At 61.1% G+C, this 16670-nt stretch carries 15 protein-coding genes and 1 pseudogene; 10 read left to right on the top strand and 6 right to left on the bottom strand.

What is annotated here, in order from left to right; translation table 11 throughout:
• Together ABWP09_RS09235 and ABWP09_RS09230 are read right to left on the bottom strand one after the other, a co-directional pair.
• The coding region (locus ABWP09_RS09235; protein WP_353204855.1) for an asparagine synthase-related protein at nt 1-1375 on the bottom strand (1375 nt) is incomplete at its 3' end.
• Between the two features lie 766 nt (nt 1376-2141).
• On the bottom strand, nt 2142-2885 hold the full coding sequence (locus ABWP09_RS09230; RefSeq protein WP_353204854.1) for an SDR family NAD(P)-dependent oxidoreductase: 744 nt from the start codon (nt 2883-2885) through the stop codon (nt 2142-2144).
• 460 nt (nt 2886-3345) lie between these two features.
• Here ABWP09_RS09230 and ABWP09_RS09225 point away from each other — a divergent pair, with 460 nt between their 5' ends.
• Both ABWP09_RS09225 and ABWP09_RS09220 read left to right on the top strand, forming a co-directional pair.
• Nucleotides 3346-4095, top strand: a complete 750-nt coding sequence (locus ABWP09_RS09225) for an SDR family NAD(P)-dependent oxidoreductase (protein WP_353204853.1) — start codon at nt 3346-3348, stop codon at nt 4093-4095.
• A gap of 172 nt (nt 4096-4267) precedes the next feature.
• Entirely contained in the window at nt 4268-5029 is a 762-nt protein-coding gene (locus tag ABWP09_RS09220) for an enoyl-CoA hydratase/isomerase family protein (protein WP_353204852.1), read from the top strand.
• 5 nt (nt 5030-5034) lie between these two features.
• Here the strand turns inward: ABWP09_RS09220 and ABWP09_RS09215 are convergent, their stop codons facing one another.
• From ABWP09_RS09215 to ABWP09_RS09205, 3 genes are read right to left on the bottom strand one after another with little or no spacing between them, the layout of a single operon-like run.
• The gene (locus ABWP09_RS09215) at nt 5035-6192 is read right to left on the bottom strand and encodes a thiolase family protein (RefSeq protein ID WP_353204851.1); all 1158 of its coding nucleotides are present in this window, start codon (nt 6190-6192) and stop codon (nt 5035-5037) included.
• A complete protein-coding gene (locus ABWP09_RS09210) occupies nt 6192-6542 on the bottom strand; it encodes a Zn-ribbon domain-containing OB-fold protein (RefSeq protein WP_353204850.1) in 351 nt (116 codons plus the stop codon). Before ABWP09_RS09210 ends, ABWP09_RS09215 begins: the two co-directional genes overlap by 1 nt.
• Entirely contained in the window at nt 6539-7747 is a 1209-nt protein-coding gene (locus ABWP09_RS09205) for a CaiB/BaiF CoA transferase family protein (protein ID WP_353204849.1), read from the bottom strand. Before ABWP09_RS09205 ends, ABWP09_RS09210 begins: the two co-directional genes overlap by 4 nt.
• A gap of 71 nt (nt 7748-7818) precedes the next feature.
• On the opposite strand from ABWP09_RS09205, the gene ABWP09_RS09200 reads away from it, so the two are divergent.
• Complete coding sequence (locus ABWP09_RS09200; protein WP_353204848.1) at nt 7819-8550, top strand: ThuA domain-containing protein; 732 nt, start codon at nt 7819-7821, stop codon at nt 8548-8550.
• Here ABWP09_RS09200 and ABWP09_RS09195 read toward each other — a convergent pair.
• The gene (locus ABWP09_RS09195; RefSeq protein WP_353204847.1) at nt 8538-9344 is read right to left on the bottom strand and encodes a TetR/AcrR family transcriptional regulator; all 807 of its coding nucleotides are present in this window, start codon (nt 9342-9344) and stop codon (nt 8538-8540) included. The genes ABWP09_RS09200 and ABWP09_RS09195 overlap by 13 nt on opposite strands.
• Before the next feature lie 42 nt (nt 9345-9386).
• Here ABWP09_RS09195 and ABWP09_RS09190 point away from each other — a divergent pair, with 42 nt between their 5' ends.
• The 7 genes and pseudogenes from ABWP09_RS09190 to ABWP09_RS09160 form a co-directional block, all read left to right on the top strand.
• The gene (locus ABWP09_RS09190) at nt 9387-10136 is read left to right on the top strand and encodes an SDR family NAD(P)-dependent oxidoreductase (RefSeq protein WP_353204846.1); all 750 of its coding nucleotides are present in this window, start codon (nt 9387-9389) and stop codon (nt 10134-10136) included.
• A gap of 12 nt (nt 10137-10148) precedes the next feature.
• Nucleotides 10149-10910: an SDR family NAD(P)-dependent oxidoreductase gene (locus tag ABWP09_RS09185; protein ID WP_353204845.1), complete on the top strand. Its 762-nt coding sequence runs from the start codon at nt 10149-10151 to the stop codon at nt 10908-10910.
• A gap of 18 nt (nt 10911-10928) precedes the next feature.
• Nucleotides 10929-12257: an aromatic ring-hydroxylating oxygenase subunit alpha gene (locus ABWP09_RS09180; protein ID WP_353204844.1), complete on the top strand. Its 1329-nt coding sequence runs from the start codon at nt 10929-10931 to the stop codon at nt 12255-12257.
• A 14-nt stretch (nt 12258-12271) separates the two neighbouring features.
• Nucleotides 12272-13243, top strand: a complete 972-nt coding sequence (locus tag ABWP09_RS09175) for a thiamine pyrophosphate-dependent dehydrogenase E1 component subunit alpha (RefSeq protein WP_353204843.1) — start codon at nt 12272-12274, stop codon at nt 13241-13243.
• A 12-nt stretch (nt 13244-13255) separates the two neighbouring features.
• The gene (locus ABWP09_RS09170) at nt 13256-14266 is read left to right on the top strand and encodes an alpha-ketoacid dehydrogenase subunit beta (protein ID WP_353204842.1); all 1011 of its coding nucleotides are present in this window, start codon (nt 13256-13258) and stop codon (nt 14264-14266) included.
• 11 nt (nt 14267-14277) lie between these two features.
• On the top strand, nt 14278-15687 hold the full coding sequence (locus tag ABWP09_RS09165) for a dihydrolipoamide acetyltransferase family protein (RefSeq protein WP_353204841.1): 1410 nt from the start codon (nt 14278-14280) through the stop codon (nt 15685-15687).
• Between the two features lie 259 nt (nt 15688-15946).
• A pseudogene (locus ABWP09_RS09160) lies at nt 15947-16486 on the top strand (integrase core domain-containing protein); the annotation flags it as partial.
• Nucleotides 16487-16670 lie beyond the last annotated feature (184 nt).

The following is a 16670-nucleotide window of genomic DNA, read 5'->3' as shown; positions in this document are numbered from 1 at the left end:
CGTACCAATCTGCGGCTTGTAATCCGCGCAACTTGCCCGCGATGACATCCGGCGCAACCAGGCCCGTCATGGCCGCGGTGAAAAGCGGTCGTTCGATCCCGTCTTTCAACAGTTGATCCGCTGGTAGCGACAAGCAAAACTCGATCAACCGACGGTCGGATGTCGGATCTCGTTCGTCGATTCCGAATTGCGCCAGATTGCCCTTTCGGATCCCGGCAATACTCGTGTTCAGGATCAGATCGACCCGGTTGCGGTGGGTATTGCGGGGCGGCTGCGCCATGATGGACGCGGTCCGGTCGCTGGATTGCCACGCTTTTCGTATGAGCGGGCGGCCAAGGTCCTGGTTGCTCCGCCCGGTCGCTCTGGCGAGCAGCGCCCAGAGCGGGCTCGGAATGTACCCGCCGGCGGACACAGCAAGCGCGCCCCGCCAGCGCATCCGCCCTTTAGCCCCAAGTGTCCGGAATTCGCGGAGCCACGACCGCCACGAACCTTGCCACAAAAAGTCGGGGAGGGTGGCGTAGCCGCCAGCGCTGATCGTCAGATTTCCCAAATCACCGGTCAGGAGCACGGAAACGCCATGCTCGCCAAGCCTCCGGTTGATGCCCGCTAACCACGGAAAGTTGCAAGCGTTTATAATGGGTTCCTGATAGTAATCCCACAATCGAGCACAATCATCAAAGTCGAACGAATGCTCTGGCCGGACGACAATGTGCGCAACATTGGCGTACAGGCGCGCTGTTTCTGCCGCCACGGCACTTTCGTCGATCGCTTTTCGCTCCGGGGCAGCGCCCGTAAAACCAGCTCTTGGCGCACCCGTGGCAGATAGGACGCGCCTGCCCGTCCGTTCGAGCAGGCGCGCGGTGATGGCGGTGATCGTGCTGCTGTCGCGGCCCGAGCTGAGCTGTGTCCCGACAATTTGGCCGGCGTCGCGCAGCCGTGCTTTTACGGCTTGTTCGATGTGCGCGTGGAAGGCGTCGACATAATCCTCTGTCCGCACCAGCCGTAGCGTTTTCGGCTGTGGATCCCAGTATTGCCGCTCCGTACGGACGCCGGAGTCGAACACAACATAGTGGCCCGCGGGAACCCTGAAGATACCCTCAAAGTAACTGGAAGACAGCGGACTATGACGGTTGTCGATAAAGGCCGCAATTTTCGGAGCGTCGACCGCAGGCCTTGCGGGCATGGTCGCGATCAGCCCGACGGGCATCGAGGCGAATTCGACGCGAGAAGCCGTGAACCGGTAATGCAGCGGCCGCTGGCCAGTCGGATCGCACCCAAGGTAGAGCCGATGCGAGCGGCGATCCCAGATCGCGAAGGCGAAATCACCGATGACGTGAACGAGCAAAGCGATGCCCCACACCTCATAGGCGTGCATCGCAATAAAATATTGTTTATCATTTATTAACAATAAATACGGATGTTAAAAGCCAAATAGCAATATATTTTTCAAAATTATTAAGAATCAGGATACAAAATTAGTAGAAATTAGAGACGCAATATTATTTCTGGCAATGATTTTTATCTGCATCCTTGGTGGCATCCTTAAAAATAACATCAAAATCTTTGTACTTCGGATCACCGATTTTATATACGGTGATAGTCGGCGTAGACCATTTCTTTCTTTTATCTTACACCGTAAATACCAATCTTGGTTATATAAAAACGCTCGCGACAGTGACGTACGAACGAATTTAGTTTCGGTAAATGATCTTTCCTTACAAGGCGCGCGCACCACGCGGCCTTCTCACAAAGAGAGCATAACGGCGCGACCGCGCGATCGGCGCGATGGTTCGCGCCTGGGCTTTGCGATCGATAGGGGTTTTCCTGCGGGCGCAGCCGTGTGCGGCCCGGGCAACGCGCAGCTGGATCGTCACGGGTGCTCGACCGTGTGTGGTGAGGCGGTCATCCAGCCTCGACCCGGGTCGATCAGGGCGCGGGTTCGGCTCCCGGCCCGGCACATCGCCCGCCCTGGTCGGCAGGAACGGGATGACGCCCGGCCGGGCGGTCCGGAAACGGGTAGCAGCTCGGAGGACGCGACATTGGCTTATCGGCGGGTTGAACGGAGCAGGGCGTCACACCGACAGCGCCGATCCTCGCCTTCAACGGACGGATCGCCCCCATCAAACCGTGGGCTCAAGCCCCTAAAAGCGCGCCATGGCTCCGCCACAAATGCGCCAGCCCATCCCGTTGACAAAGCGCGACTCGTCGGACGCCAAGAACAATGCCGGCCCCGCGACATCGGCGGGCTCTCCAATATAACCGACCGGGGCCTTGCCTTCCCAATAGTCGCGAAACACGGGATCATCCATAAATCCGCGGCTCATACCGGTCCAGATCGCGCTCGGCTGCAAGTAATTCGCCGTGATCCCATAGGGTCCAAGATCGACCGCGAGCGACTTGGTGAGCCCCGCAATGGCATGCTTGGATGCGCCATAGGCGCATAGCGACGGACCACCGAAGTCGCTCATGATTGAGCCAAGATTGATGATCCGCCCCCATTTCTTGTCGCGCATCATCGGCGCGACGGCGCGTGACAGGCGGAAAGGCGCGGTAACGTTCACGTCAAAAGTGCGCGTCCAGCTCTCGTCAGACTGGTCAAAAATCGATCCTGGAAGACAAATACCCGCATTGTTGACCAGAATGTCGATCCCGCCCCATGGCTCCGCCGCGCCCACGATCTCAGCGAGGGACTCGATCGCGGTGACATCGGCATAAACCGATCGGAGCGCGTCGGTCTTGGGCAGCTCGCGCTCTAACGGAGAGCCCTGCATATCGACGGCGATAACCCGCGCGCCCTCGTCGAGGAAGCGTCGCGAAATCGCCAATCCGATGCCGCTGGCGGCGCCAGTGACCAGCGCGACCCGGTTATCGAGCGCGCCGCTCACAAGATCGCGCCGCTGATTTGAAACGTGTCGATGATATGGTGCCGGTCCCGTCTTGGCGACTTTGACCACAACCGGGTTACGCTGCGCAAATCACGGTTCGAATCTCGAGCGAGCATGCGGCACCCTTTCATTCTTGACGTCCGGCGTGATTACACATTGACATAATACAATCAATCATGATTGTCTGTTTGTGGCGAGTTTGCGTATCCCCATTCGATCGACAGTCGCGCGCGCACGCCGGCGCAAACAGATTTAGCCACTGATTTTATGAGGGTTTATAGGGATAAGGGCTCCAGGTTTTTCGCGGGCGATCCTGCGGCAATGCATTTATGCAAATGTCACGACTGTTTGGATTTTTGCTTGTGTGACCAAAAAAAATCATGAATGTTTGCGACCTAGGCAATGAGGAGCGCGTGGCTGTGTCGAGGATGAACCCCAATAAGACGTTCAGGAAACGCTCGTGAGCGGGCGGCTTCAAGGCCGGGTTGCCGTCGTAACCGGGGCAGCCGATGGTATGGGGCGCGCCATTACCGAGACGTTTTTGCGAGAAGGTGCAAGCGTGCTCGCTGCCGATCTGGCGGGAGATAAACTCGCCGCAGCCTTCCCGGCCCATGACCGTTTGCGTCTGGTCACAATCGACGTGACCACTGCGGACGCGGCGTCTCACGTGATCGGCGGCGCCATCGATGCCTTTGGTGCGCTCGATATCCTCGTCAACAATGCCGGGATCGTCGAATACGAACCGATCGAGACGATGACCGATGCGAATTGGAGCCGAACACTTTCGGTCAATCTGACCGCGACATTCGCGCTGAGCCGTGCTGCGATTCCGCATTTGCGCGCTGGCGAATCGGGGCGCATCATCAATCTCGCTTCGATCAACGCGTTTCGCTCTACGCTTGGTCTTGCCGCCTATGCAGCCGCAAAACACGGCGTCGCAGGTCTAACCAAAACACTCGCAGTGGAACTCGGGCCCGATAAGATTACTGCCAATTATATCTGCCCCGGGGCGATTTTAACGGGGATGACTCGCCCGCTAATGGACGCTGACCCGAGCATTAAAGGACTTTTTGAAAGTTTCGGGGTACTTGGTCGGATGGGGATGCCCGAAGACATTGCCAATGCAGCCTTATTTCTCGCATCTGATGAAGCAAGCTTCATTACCGGCCACGGTCTGGTGGTTGATGGAGGATTTCTCGCAAAGGTCTAAAATCGCGAAAGATCTTCGCGCCGCATTCCAGTCGATGCCGAAAACGTGGTGAGGCCGGTTTTACAGGGTAGCGCCACGGGCGGCGAGGCGATCAGCCGGCGGTAGGTTGGGCTGAGACCCTCGTCGCCTTGGGCGTCTGGTTGAGTGTGGCCGCTGCCCAGGGGAACTCCATATGGCGAACGTGGGACTGATGATCGAACGGCGCGAGTCGCTGCTGATCCTGACAATTGATCGCGACCAACGGCGCAATGCGCTCGACAGCGTTACCTCGGCTGCGCTCGATGTAGCGATGGACGATGGCGAGCGCGACGCGGATGTTGCGGTCATCATCCTGACCGCGACCGGTGAGCGCGCCTTTTGTTCGGGAATGGACATGAAAGAGGCGGCGGCGACCGGGCCGGGGTCCGGTCTGATCCCCGGACGCGGGTTTGGCGGGATCACTGAGCGCCGGCGGACCAAACCGTTGATCGCTGCGATCAACGGCGCTGCGGTCGCGGGTGGTTTTGAAATCGCGCTGGCGTGCGACATCGTGATTGCGGCCGATCACGCGATCTTCGCTCTGGCGGAGGTCAAGCGCGGGATGTTTGCCTTTGCCGGCGGGATCCAACGGCTCGCGCGGATGGTACCGCGCCAGACCGCGCTGGCGCTGATCCTGACGGGCGAGCCGATCACCGCAGCGCGCATGTTCGAGCTCGGCTTGGTCAGCGAGATCGTGCCGTACGCGGACTTGCGCGAACGTGTGATCGCAATCGGCGCGATGATCGCGGGCTATCCGCAGGCGGCGGTACGGAGCGCCAAGCTGCTGCATGATCTCGCCGCCGATGCCGCAATCGAGGACAGCTTGCGCTTCGGGCGGGCGTGGGGCGAAGCGACGCTTGGGTCCGAAGCGGTTCGCGCCGGGATCACGGCCTTTGCCAACGCGCCGAAAGCCTAGTCCGGTCAGATTGTCGCCGGGCCTCCGAGAATGACGGTGGCCTGACTCGACAACGTCCCGCCATTGCCATGCGCCAGCCCGATCTCGGCTCTCACCAGCTGATTGGCGGCCTCTCCGCGAAGCTGGCGCGCGACTTCGACAAGGGCCAGCAAACCGTACATGCCGGGGTGCGCGCATGACAGGCCGCCACCGTCGGTGTTGATCGGCCGGTCACCACCTGGACCGATCCGTCCGCCGGACACGAACCGTCCACCCTCTCCCTTCGGGCAAAATCCGAGATCCTCAAGGAACAGGATCGGGTTGATCGTGAAGGCATCATAGAGTTGAACAACGTCGACGTCGTGCGGTCCGATGCCGGCCATGGCGTAAGCACGCGCGCCACTTTCGGCAGCTGCGGTGGTGGTGAGATCATCGGCCTGGCTGATCGCGCTATACCAGGTTGCTGCGGCGGCACCGAGGACCGCAACGGGTGGCTTTGCACGGGTCCGGGCGCGATCGGTACGGGTCATGACGATGGCTGCGGCCCCGTCCGTCACGAGGCAGCAATCGCGCACGCTGAGCGGAGACGATATCATCCGCGCAGAAAGACAGTCGTCGATCGACAATGGCCCGGTCGCAAAGGCTTCGGGATTCGTGTTCGCCCAGGCGCGCGCCGCGACCGCCACCTCGGCGAGCTGGGCACGAGTCGTGCCGAATTCGTGAAAGTGCCGCGCTGCGGCCAACGCGTAGGAGGAGACCGGGAATAAGGGCCGATAAGGCGCTTCCCACGGATTGCTCTTGAACGGAGTCGCAAGCTTCCCGCCGCCGCTGCGCTGGTTCGAGCCATAAGCGATCAATGCACAGTCGATATAGCCTTGGTCGAGCATCATCGCCGCCGTCGCGACATGGCTCATGAAGGCCGAGCCGCCGGTGCGGTTGTTGTCGGTAAAGCGCGGCGAAAGACCGAGATATTGCGCAAATGACAGGCCAGCGAAAAAATCGTCGGGCAGGCAGATGAACAATGCATCGACATCGCGCAGCATCAACCCAGCGTCAGCGACAGCAGCCAAGCCCGCCTTTGCCGCCAGTTCGATCGAACTAAAGCCGGGTGTCTCGCCAAGCCCGTAAGTCGCAATGCCGGCAATTGCGGTGCGCGCGCGGGGGAAGGGGGAGGGGGAGGGCATCACGCGCGCCCGAACAAGAGCATCGGGGCTTCGCCCTGCTCGATCCGCGCGACAACGCGCAGCCCGATGGCGATTTCGCCCGGCCCCTCGACCCGGCTCATCACGCGCGGCCCCTCGTCAAGATCGACGAGGACGACGTTATACGGCGCTGCCGGAGGCTTTTGATTGATCATTGTAACCGAATAGACCGTTCCGAGGCCGGATGCCTCAATCCACTCGAAATCGGTATGCCCGGTGCCAGGCTCCATGACTCTGGGCGGGAAGAAGATCGCGCCGCTACCGGTTGCGCGCTGGAGCAGGATGCGCCCTTCGGCGAGCGCAGCGCGCCAATGGGTTTCGGGCGAGCTCATGCCGCGTGCACCGCGCCGCAGGCAACCAGCGCATCAATCGCGGCCTCCTCCAGCCCGGCTTCCGCCAGGATCGCGCGGCTGTCGCCGCCCAGCGTCGGTGCGGGCTCGCCAATCTCACCCGGTGTCGCCGAAAACGCTGTGGGGATGCCGGGATAGCGCAACGCGCCGGCTTCGGTTGCGCGCTCCACCCAAAAGCCGGTCTCAACAAGATGCCGGTCGTGTAGCAGATCCTGCGTGCTCGCGATCGCCATCGCCGGAATGTTCGCGTTGCGAAACACCTCGAGCCAGTCGGCACTGGTGCGCTCCAGCAAGACCTCGGCGACTCGATCGAGCACGACCGCGATGTTGCGAGTGCGGTTGCCGATCGAGGCGAACATTTCATCCTTTGACCATTCGGGATCGCCGAGCGCGGCGAAGAAAGCGCGCCAATGTTTGTCGTTATAGATCATTACCCCGATATGGCCGTCGCTGGTTGCATAGGGGCGACGCGAGCGCGCGATGACTCGCGCATATTCGGGTGGTCCGAGCGGCGGCTCGAACAGCGACCCGCACAGATGCTCGACCATCGTAAACGAGACGAGGGTCTCGAACATCGGCACTTCGATCTCCTGCCCGATGCCGCTGCGCTCGCGTGCGAACAGCGCGGCGATGATGGAATAGGCGCCGGTCAATCCGGCAACCTTGTCGGCCACGACGGTGCCAAGATAGGTCGGCACCCCTCCTGACAAGCTGGCCTGCAAAGCGACCAGCCCTGACGCGGCCTGAACGATATCGTCATAAGCGGGATAATCGCGATATGGCCCGTTTCGCGCAAAGCCATAAAGATTGGTGTAGATGATCTGCGGATTGACCGCCTGCAGCGCAGCATAATCGAGCCCGAGCCGACCGATCGCCTGGGCGCGCATCGAATGCACGAAGACGTCGGCATCGCGGGCAAGCGTCAGCAGGACGGCGCGCGCCGCCGGCTGCTTGAGGTCGAGCACGATACTTCGTTTGCCGCGATTGACGTTGAGGAACATCCCGCCACGCGCCTCGTCGCGACCTGGCGGGAGGTGGCGGGTGGTGTCGCCATCGGGGCTTTCGACCTTAATCACGTCGGCACCCAGATCGGCGAAGATCTGGGTCGCGTACGGCCCCATGAGCACGCTTGTCAGGTCGAGAATTTTCACGCCCGCCAGCGGGCCCTTGCCGGCTCCGCCGCTCATGCCGCCACCGCGCTTGCCATGCGCGTCGCGCGGCCTAGGCTCGTGCGTACATGCGAGAGGGAGGTTCGGTCGTGCTGGTTCATTTGGTTGCCGCAGGAAAATATCATGACATCGACTTTGCTCGGCTCGAGCTGCTCAAATTGCTGGCGGAGCATGCCGAGATTCGCACCTCGGTCAGCAGCGATTATGCCGATCTTGCGCGGATCACCGCCGCCGACCTCCTCATCACCTATACGTGCGACCTGATTCCCGATGCCGCGCAGACCCGCGCCTTGGCCGAATGGGTCGGGCGCGGTGGACGCTGGTTGGCCTTGCACGGCACCAATTCGTTGCTGCGCTTTGCCGCTGACGGGAAGGTCGAGTGTCCCGATGAAAATCCCGAATTTACGGCTTTGCTGGGCACGCGCTTTGCCGCGCACCCGGCGATAGCGCCGTTCAAGGTCGCGGTGACACGCAGCGATCATCAGATGACGAGTGGGCTCCGCGGCTTCGCGATTGACGATGAACTCTATCTCACCCGGCGGACCGCAGAGATCGATGTGCTGCTGCACACGAGCTTCAGCGGCACTTGTCCCGAATTTCGGGACGAACAATGGGACGAACCCACCGTGCCGATTTTGTACGAGCGTTCCGTTGGTCACGGCGGGATCCTCTACCTTACCCTTGGTCATTGCCGAGGGCATTATGATCTGCGTCCAGTCGCCAGCTTTTTTCCGCACCCGCAACGCTGCGGGTGGAACTATCCGATCTTTTACGAACTTCTCCGCCGCGGCCTCCGCTGGGGGTTGCCTCAGCTAGTCTGATCGACTTCGGGGCGCAGTGTCGGATTCATCGAAGCGACCTGTTCCTCCAGCAAAAGCAACATCGGTTCGACGGTCTCATCATCCATTGCGCCAGTCAGCCGCTGAATGGCCATTCCCTCCAGCATCGTCTGGGACAATGTCATCGCCAGGTGAAAGCGGTTGAGATCGGTGCGCCACTCCGGAAATAACGAGTCGGCCTGCTCGTTAAAGCGATCGCGAAATTCGACTTGCAGCGGTTGCAGGATCCGCGCGAGCTCGGGGTTGCAACGGGCCGCAAGCGCAAGCTCGTGAAAAGCGACAAACCCGGGCTTCTGCAATTGTTTCCAATAGGTCCGAACGAGCGTTGCGGTGTCATGGTTGTCGGTGTCGGCAGCGCGACGAAACGCACGCAGGCGTTTTTCGTGAAGCTCGACGATCGCCGCCTTGATCAGCGCCGCGCCATTTTCGAAATGGTGCAACATCGCCCCACGCGACAGGCCCGCTTCGACGGCAACCTGCGGCGTCGTAGTCTTGGCATAGCCGAGCCTTACGATGCACCGTATGGTCGCTTCGATCAGCTTGGCCCGCGTCTGGGCACTCTTGACCGACTGGAGCGTAGGCGGCTCCGAAAGCGGCCGCGGCGCCCGGCCGATCGGTGTTTGTCGAGTGGCTGGTCGAGCCAAGATATTCTCCTTATTGCAGCGTCTGCAGAGATGGCAACGCTGGCGCCAAGTCAAGTTTTTCGCGCGGATCACCGCTTCCGGATCAGGCGCAATCTGACCATAAACACGTAATTTAAAAAAACAATCATGCATGTTTTGCTTGCGCGCGCAAACCGACTGTTGTTTAAGCGATGGATGAATGCACAGCGTCGCACAGCCCTCGTCATTGGCGCATCAAGCCCCGGCGGGCTGGGCGAGGCAAGCGCGCGCCGCCTCGCGGCCGATGGTCTCGACGTGATCGTCGTCGGACGCAGGATCGAACCACTCGACGTGTTGGCCGCTGACATTGGCGGCCGCGCGATCGTCTGCGACTTGCGCGCGGAAAGCGCAATTTCTGCGCTGATCGGCACCTGTGGGCCGATCGACGTGCTGGTCAATGCGGCGGGTACAACCATGGCGCGCTCGATCGTCAAATTAACCCGCGAATCGATCGAAGAGCAGTTCGCGATTCACGTCACTGCAAACCTTCTCCTGCTCAAACACGCTGCGCCCGTTATGCCGGCAGGCGCGAGCATCATCTTGTTTTCGTCGCTGACCGCCAAGGTCGCCGGCGCCGGGCTGGCCGCCTACGCGTCGGCAAAGGCGGCGATCGATCACATCGTGCGGATCGCTGCGCTGGAATTCGGGCCGCTGGGCATTCGCGTCAACGCGGTGGCGCCAGGGTTTTCGCGAACGCCCATGACCGAGGGGTTTCTCGCCAATCCCCATTTCGACGCGATCTATCGCCGTGAATCGGCGCTTGGCGCGCTCGTGACGCCGGAACAGGTCGCAGCAACGGTCGCGCACCTCGCCGCGCCCGACTGTTTCATCAGTGGCGAAACCTTGCAGGTCAGCGGTGGGGCGCATCTGTGCCGCATGCCGCGTGCCGATGAATTGAAGAACTGAGAGGAAAAGACGATGGACCTTGGACTACAGGGCAAGAAGGCAATCCTCGTCGGTGCCGCGCGCGGCATTGGCATGGCTGTTGCTGAGACTTTGGCGCGCGAAGGCTGCGATCTGGCGATCACGGCGCGATCTGAGGACAGCGTCAAGGATGCGGTTGCGCACCTGTCGCGATATGGCGGCAAGGTCATTGGCAAGCCGGTTAATGTCAAAAAAGTCGATGATTACAAGGCTTGGCTCGAATGGGCGATCGAGACGCTCGATGGGGTCGACATCCTGATTCCGATCTCGTCCTCGGGCGGCGGCATGGGCAGTGAGAAATATTGGACCAACGCCTTTGAGGTCGATGTGATGGGCCCGGTCCGCGCGGTCGAGGCGGTCATTCCCAAAATGACCGAGCAGCAGTCGGGCTCGATCGTGCTGATCGCGACGACTTCGGCGGCCGAAGCGATGGGCGGACCGCAGGCTTACAATGCCATGAAGGCGTCGCTCGTTACCTGGGGCAAACAACTTGCGCTGTTTCACGGCAAGGATGGCATCCGGGTAAATGTCGTTTCGCCGGGGCCAGTCGAGTTTGAGGGCGGAAATTGGGACATGATCAAAGGCACGATGGAGAAATTCTATCAGTCGCAGCTGCGTCAGCAGCCGACCGGGCGGCTCGGCACGCCCGACGAGATTGCGCGTTGCATCGCCTTTCTTGCGAGCCCGGCGGCAAGCTGGTGCAACGGTTCACACCTGACGGTCGACGGCGGCTTCACCAACCGCACGCACTTCTAACGTGGGGCGAGCAGACCGATGGATGTTAAACGCAAGGTCGACATCGTTCGGGTCAATCCACAGGATTGGCCCGAGGGAACCCCTACGTGGAAAGAGGAAGATCCCGACCTCGGTTCTGCGCTAATTCCGGCTGCGCGCTACACCAGCGAAGCTTTTATGAAGCTTGAGTGGGAGCGGATGTGGAGCAAGGTCTGGCTGCTGGGCGGTCGCTCGGACGATATGAAGGCGCCAGGGGACTATATTTGCACCGAGATCGGCAAGGAAGCGGTCCTGATCGTTCGTCAGGATGATGGCTCGGTGCGTGCATTTCCCAACGTCTGTTTACATCGGGGCAACCGGTTGCGGCCCGAGGGGCACGGCAATGCCGAACAGTTCCAATGCATGTATCACCATTGGACGTATGATCTGGGCGGCAAAATCTGCCGGATCCCCGATCTCGACACCTTCCCGCAAGGTGCCCCCCCAGGCGGCGCGCTAACCTCCTATCCGTGCGAGGAATGGGGCAGCTTTGTCTGGTATTCCCTCAACCCCGACGTTGGCCCGTTAAGTGACTATCTCGAGCCCATGCAACGCCACCTCACGCCGTATCACATCGAACGGATGGCCTGGACTCGCGACGTCACCGTCGAGTGGGAGTGTAACTGGAAGGCCGCGGTTGATGCATTCAGCGAGGTCTATCATGTCCAGGGCATCCACCCCCAACTGCAATGGTATCTCGACGACACCAATTGCCAGATCGATCTGTATGGCCGGCACAGCCGCTATCTCGTCCCGTTTGCGACCGTATCGGGACGGGTGGCGCTGCCATCGGCGATCCCGCCAGCGATCCTCGAGATCATGATCAAGGCGGGGATGGACCCGGCTGAGTATGAAGGACGTGTCAGCGACATCCGGCGCGACGTGCAACGGTTCAAGCGCGCGCATGGAGCGGCGCAAGGCAAGGATTATTCAAGCCTCAACGACGACCAGCTCACTGACGATTATCACTATTCCATCTTCCCCAACGTCTCGCTCAATGTCCATTGCGATGACGTGATGATGTTCCGCATGCGCCCTCATGCGACCGACCCGAACAAGATGCTCTATGACATTTGGATGTTTGAGCTCGTTCCGGAGGACGAAGAATGGCCCGAGCGAGTGCGCCACCAGCGCTTCAGTCACGGCGATCGCTCGATCGGGCAAGTGCTTGACCAAGACGCCTTCAACCTTCCGACGGTTCAGAAAGGAATGCATTCCGATGCCTTCCCTGGACTGTGGATTGGGGACCAAGAGCTTCGCATCCGCGGATTTCATAAGGCGCTGACCGACTATATCTATCCCAACGGCCAGGAGCCTGGCGAGCTGTGAAAGGCAAGGCCGACATGATGATAAGCCATGAGGGCATGCTGGCGGCATATCGCCGGATGTCGACAATCCGGCAGTTCGAAGAACGCCTGCACGACGAGATCAAGACCGGCGAGATCGCCGGCTTCACCCATCTTTATTGCGGGCAGGAAGCCGCAGCGGTTGGGGTGTGCGAGCATCTCAGTCGCGAGGATCTGATCGTCTCGACCCATCGGGGCCACGGCCATTGCATCGCAAAGGGATGTGATGTGAAGGGCATGATGAAAGAGATTTACGGGCGTGCCGACGGCCTGTGCAAGGGGCGCGGCGGATCCATGCATATCGCGGATCTGTCGATCGGGATGCTCGGTGCGAACGGGATTGTCGGGGCGGGTGCGCCACAGGCAGTCGGCGCTGCGCTTGCCGCCAAATTACAAGGCAAGGGTCGCGTTGCAATCGCCTTTTCCGGGGATGGCGCGTGCAACCAGGGCACGACGTTCGAAGCGATGAACTTTGCCGTGGTGACCAAGGTTCCTGCGATCTTTGTTTTCGAGAATAACCATTATTCCGAGCATACCGGGGTCGATTACGCCGTTGGCACCGCCCGCGACATTGCCAGCCGCGCCGAAGCCTTTGGGATGAAAGTGTGGCGTGCCAATGGGTGCGATTTCTTCGACACCTTTGCTGTGATGGGCGAATTGCTCGATTATGTGCGCGCGACCAATCTGCCGGCCGCGATCGAACTCGACACGGAACGCTTCTACGGCCATTTCGAAGGGGATCCGCAGCGCTATCGCGGTCCGGGCGAACTCGACCGCATTCGCGCAGAACGCGACGCGCTCAAGATCTTTCGCGATCGCGCCGGCGAATGGGGCCTGGAAGATTTTACACTGCTCGATGCCATCGACCGCGAGGTTGCGCAATTGATCGAGGAAGCCACGGTCGAAGCCCGCGCGGCACCGCCTCCGGACCCAGCCAGTGTCGCCGAAGACGTTTATGTCGATTATTGAGAGGCATTTTTCATGGCCGTCATGAACATTCGCGAGGCAATCAACCTTACCCTCCATGAGGAAATGGCGCGAGATTCGTCCATCATCGTGCTCGGCGAGGACGTTGTTGGCGGCGCCGGCACCGCCGGCGGGCAGGAAGCAATCGGCGGAATATGGGGAACGACCGGCGGCCTGTTCGACAAGTTCGGCGCAGGACGGGTGATCGACACGCCGATCTCCGAAAGCGCCATCATCGGTGCGGCCGCAGGTGCAGCGCTCGCCGGGATGCGCCCGGTGGCAGAGCTGATGTTTGCCGACTTTATCGGAGTCAGCCTTGACCAATTGTGGAACCAAATGGCGAAGTTCCGCTACATGTTCGGCGGCAAGACCAAATGCCCGGCGGTCGTCAGGATGATCTATGGTGCCGGCATGAATTCGGGCGCGCAGCATAGCCAGTCGGTCTACGCGCTGATGACCGCGATGCCGGGGCTCAAGGTTGTGCTGCCAACCACTCCCGCCGATGCCAAGGGTCTGCTGACCGAGGCGCTTCGCGGGGACGACCCGGTCATGTTCTTCGAACATAAGGCGTTGTACGGCCAGAAGGGTGAGGTTCCCGACGGCGAACATCGGCAACGTTTTGGCGAGGCACGGATGGTGCGCGAAGGCGGCGATGTTACGATTGTCAGCTGCGGCCGGATGGTCAATTTTTCCGAAAAGGCATGCGACAAGCTCGCCGCCGAAGGGATTGGCGTCGATCTGATCGACCTGCGCACGACCAGTCCGCTCGACGAAGAAGCGATTCTGGACTCGGTCGAACAGACTGGTCGGTTGGTAATCGTCGATGAAAGTCCGCCGCGCTGTAGTCTGGCGTCGGATATTTCCGCGATTGTCGCGGCCAAGGCGTTCCGCAGCCTCAGGGCACCGCCGACGATGGTGACCGGGCCACACGCCCCGATTCCCTTCGCGCGCGAGTTAGAGCGCGCGTGGCTCCCTTCCCCTCAGAAGATCGAAGATGCGGTTCGCCACGTCCTCGCCTTCCGCTAGGAGTCGGCAGCATGGCGACGTTGAAGGCATTCACCATGCCCAAATGGGGCATCGAAATGGTCGAGGGCACGATCGCGGAATGGGGCGTGACCGAGGGCGAAACCTTCTCGAAAGGCAAGGTTCTGGCGCTGATCGAGACCGACAAGATCACCAACGAGATTGAAGCCGAGGCCGATGGATGTTTTGTCCGTTTGATCGCGGCAGCCGGTCAGACGTATCCGGTCGGCGCGCTGCTGGCGGTCCTGTCCGATGGCGGTGCCGCGAGCGGGGCGGACATTGACGCGGTCATAACGGCGTTCCGTCCCGCAAACACAAGCTTTGATGATGCCTCGGACGCCGCGCCACCGCCGACCGCTGTGGCGCCACCCCCGCCCGTTGCGCGACCAATGGCGAAGCCAATTCCTGATGATATCGCGATAAGCCCCGCTGCGCGCCTCGCCGCGCAAGCCAACGGGATCGATGTTGCCGCCATCACCGGTTCGGGACGGAATGGCCGGATTACGGCGCAGGACGTCGACCAGGCCACGGGGCCGGAGACCGGATTGACCCTGCGCGGTCCGTATCCCGCGACTCCGGTCAGCACTGCCTATGCAACGCCACTCGCGCGGCGCATCGCCCATTTGCATAGTATCGACCTCACGCGCCTGACTGGCTCCGGGGCAAAGGGACGGATCGGCAAGGCCGATGTGTCCGCCGCGATAACCGTCGCTGCCCCGACAGTCTTGCCACCGTCGAGCCCGGCACCTGCCTCAGGCACGGTCGAGGTCGTGCCCATGACGGCGATGCGCCGTACCATTGCGCGGCGACTGACGGAGGCCAAGCAGACGATTCCGCACTTCTACCTCCGCCACCGCGTCCGCGCCGATCGCCTGATCGCGCAGCGCAACGGGCTCAACGGACCTAAGCCAACCATCAACGACTATTTCGTCAAGGCCTGTGCGCTGGCACTGATGGAAGTGCCACAGACCAATATTCAGGTTCATGGCGACGACATTCATCGCTTCCCCGACGCCGACATTGCGGTGGCGGTTGCGACCGAGCGCGGACTTATGACGCCGATCGTCCGCGCGGCGCAGACGCTGAGCGTCGCCGAGATCTCGCGCGTCGTCGCCGACTTGGCTCAGCGCGCGCGCTCGGGACGGTTAACGCAGGAGCACATCAGCGGCGGTAGCTTCTCGTTATCGAATCTCGGCAGCTATGGCATCGAGCAGTTCGACGCGATCATCAATCCCCCGCAGGGCGCGATTCTGGCGGTTGGCGCGGCACGATCCGAGCCGATCGACGACAATGGCGCGATCCGCTTGGTGCCGATGATTCACCTGTCGCTGTCCTGCGATCACCGCGCAATCGACGGCGCCGACGGCGCGCGTTTGATGGCGGCACTGGTGGCGCTGATCGAAGCCCCGCATTTGCTCGACTGACTGAGCCGCAGGCTGGACTCGCCCTGATCGTCGGCGCGCGGTGATCAGGGCAGGGGAGTGGCCTCCACGAAGATCACGAATCAACCATATCGTCGCGCCGCCTGCGATGACGAGAAAACCGGGGAGCCGGTGGAGTATGCCGGTGCTGGCTAGCTGTTTGGCCCCGGGGTTTGATGGTGCATGATCCATTCAGGCGTGGCAGGATGCAACATGGGACACGTTTTCCACGGGAGCGCCAGCACGACAGCGGCAGTCCGTCGAGCAGGGCAAGCTTTACATGTTCGTAGCGATCAACCGCACCAGCAAGTTCGCCTTCGTCGAGCTGCATGAGAACTGCAAGACCGCAACGTCCCGCGTCTTCCTGCTCCGACTCATCAAAGCCGTCCCCGACAAAATCCAAACCGTGCTCACCGACAACGGTATCCGGTTCACCATCCCCGGTGGCGGCGGTTCGGCGGTCCCGCTGATCAAAGACGCCATCGCCAATGGAGAGCACTTCTGGGCACATGCCTTCGAATATGCCTGCGCCAGAAACGACATCGATCACCGAACAACCAAACCGAAGCATCCCCGGACCAACGGCCAGGTCGAGCGGATGAACCGGACCATCAAGGACGCAACGGTCAAGCGCTTCTATTATGAAACCAACAAGCAGCTTCGAGAGCACCTCGCCAACTTCGTGGCCGCCTATAACTTCGCCAAGCGGCTGAAGACCCTCAACGGCCTCACGCCCTAAAAATACATCTGCAAATGCGCGACAAGAAAACCACAGCGCTTCACATCAGACCCGCACCATTAAACCCCGGGACCAAACAGCTAACGCACCGCCAGACACGCGACCATCGCGCGAACCGCGGTGATCGTCTCCTGGACGTCGCGCACCTTCAGCGTGTCCATCCCCGCCGCGCGCACCGCATCGTCATTGCCACCGGGGTAAATCGCGTCGCCGAGGAACAGCATGTCCGCGGTCGCGATCCCCGAAT

This window comes from Sphingomonas sp. (assembly GCF_040398505.1).
Classification (GTDB): domain Bacteria; phylum Pseudomonadota; class Alphaproteobacteria; order Sphingomonadales; family Sphingomonadaceae; genus Sphingomonas.
Note: the sequence above shows the minus strand (reverse complement) of the source record. Positions and strands in the feature narration are given on the sequence as shown.